Below are 2,341 nucleotides of genomic sequence, written 5' to 3'. Positions count from 1 at the left end.
ATCGAGGACTCCACCGGCAAGGTCGCCGATGGCGCCCAGCTGGCCGAGCAGGCCGGCAAGACCATGGGCGAGATCGTGGCCTCGGTGCAGCGCGTCACCGACATCATGGCCGAGATCTCCTCCGCCTCGCAGGAACAGGCCGACAGTGTGGCCCAGGCCAGCCGCACCATCGCCCAGATGGACGAGACCACCCAGCAGAACGCCGCGCTGGTCGAGGAAGCCTCCGCCGCCGCGCGCGCCATGGAAGAACAGGCAGTCGGCCTGGTCCAGGCGATCGCCGCGTTCCGCCTGGAGGACGGCGCCGCAGGTCCCCTGCCCGCCCCGGTGTTCCGCCCGACCGCAGTCGCGACCCCGCTGCCCGCGCCGGTGCGCGGGCACAGGCCGGTGGCGCGCGCCGAAGGCAATGCCGCGCTGGACCAGGAGTCGGACTGGGCCGAATTCTGAGCGCGCCATGCGGCAAAGAGTGCGGACGATCGCAGTAGCGATTAAAACCACTCAAACCACCTAAATACCCGCAAATTGCGGCCGATCAACCCGATACGACCCTGGGAGGGGTACGTGCAGTTGAAGTGCTGGCTCATGGGAGCCTGTCGTGATCGTGTTCGATTCGCGGTCCTGCCCGCGCGCCGGGATGACCGTCGCGCGCGGCAGCGTGCCGCTGGCTACAGGATTCGCCGCCCTGGCGACCGTCCCCACCTGCCTGCAACCGCGGGCCAGGGCCGGTACGTGTGCCGACGCCCGGACGACCGGGGGCGCGGCCACCCCATTTCCGCATTGCCCTGATCCGCCTGCCTGCCGGCACCGCGGACGTCGCTTGCCATCCTTTTCCCGCCGATACCACCGCCCGCCCGCGCTGCGCCGGCGACCGGAGCCGTGGCGCCGCCCGCCTGCAACGGCCACGCCTGCCCGGCGCGGCCATTGCCATGCCTTCTGCCGGCCAGGCCAGCTCCCGCCTCCATCCCATGAGGACACCCCGATGAACCATGCAACGTCCGCGGCCAGGCTGACGGGTCGCCAACCTCACGACTTCCTGCAGGAACGGGAAGCGGCAGCGGACCGGCCATTCCTGGCGCTGGCCTGCATCCTGGCCACCGCCTCGCTGGGCGTGGCCGCATGGCGGGGCGAATGGAGCCCGGCCTTGCTGGCGGCCCTGCCCGCGGCCGCGGTGGCGGTGGTACTTGGACGGCTGGCCCGCGGCACCCGGACCAGCCGCGCCGTGGTCGCGCTGGCCCTGATGGTGCTGGTGGCAACCCTGGCCCACCAGGCCTGCGATGCGGCCGACCTGCGCATCGGCGCGATCGTGCTGGTCGCGGCATTGCTGTACTACCGCGACTGGCTGCCGCTGGCGGTGGCCGCAGCGGCGATCGCCGGCTACGCCCTCGTCGGGCCCGATCTGCAGGGCATGGCCGGCGGCACGGTCGTGCTGCAGCTGGCCTGCATGGCCATTGCGGCCGCCCTGCTGGCGGCGATGGCAGCGCAGCTGCGCCGCGAACTGCTCGAGCTGGGCGGCGAACCACCCCGGCTGGCGCAGCTGGCCCGCGGACTGGCCGCCGGACAGCCGCTGCCCGCGGACGCCGCGGCCATGGCGGTGACGCCCGGCTCGCTGGCCGGAGCCTTGCTGGCACTGGACGCCCGGCTGGCGCGGCACCTGGAGCACGGGCGCGAGGCCGACCGCGAGGCCCTGCGCATCCGCGCCGCGCTGGATTGCGTGACCACCAACGTGATGATCGCCGACGCCGACCGCACGATCGTCTACGCCAACCCGTCGTTGCTGGAAACCCTGGGCCGGGCCGAAGCCGATATCCGCCGCGAGCTGCCGCACTTCGAAGTGGCCAACCTGATCGGCGGCAGCATCGACAGCTTCCACCGCAATCCCGCCCACCAGTCCCGCATCCTGTCGGCGCTCGAAGGCACCCACCGGGCGCAGATCCAGGTCGGCGGCCACGTCATGCGACTGACGGTGAACCCGGTGAAGGACGCGGCCGGCCAGGTGATCGGGTACGTGGTCGAGTGGCTGGACCGCACCGAGGAGGTCCGGACCGAGGAGGAACTGTCGCGCGTGGTCGAAGACGCCGTCGCCGGCAACCTGTCCGGGCGCCTGCGTCTGGACGACAAGCATGGGTTCACCCTGTCGCTGTCGCGCAGCCTCAACGGCCTGCTGGACAACTTCGCCCACACCGCCAGCCGCCTGTCCGCGGTGCTGACCGCCCTGGCCCAAGGCGACTTGACGGTGCGCATGGAGGGCCAGTTCCACGGCGTGTTCGCGCGCATGCGCGACGACGCCAACGCCACCGTCGACCAGCTGACCTCCATCGTCTCGCGCATCCAGGCCGCCTCGGCC

Annotated in this window: 2 protein-coding genes; both read left to right on the top strand. The window is 72.0% G+C overall.

What is annotated here, in order from left to right; translation table 11 throughout:
* Positions 1-444, top strand: a 444-nt coding sequence (locus PSEJ31_RS0113960) for a methyl-accepting chemotaxis protein (RefSeq protein ID WP_028915810.1), incomplete at its 5' end; no start/stop codon positions are given.
* Positions 445-976: 532 nt separating this feature from the next.
* Positions 977-2,341, top strand: a 1,365-nt coding sequence (locus PSEJ31_RS0113955) for a PAS domain-containing protein (RefSeq protein WP_028915809.1), incomplete at its 3' end; no start/stop codon positions are given.

This window comes from Pseudoxanthomonas sp. J31, assembly GCF_000510725.1.
In the GTDB taxonomy this organism is placed as follows: Bacteria; Pseudomonadota; Gammaproteobacteria; order Xanthomonadales; family Xanthomonadaceae; genus Pseudoxanthomonas.
Note: the sequence above shows the minus strand (reverse complement) of the source record. Positions and strands in the feature narration are given on the sequence as shown.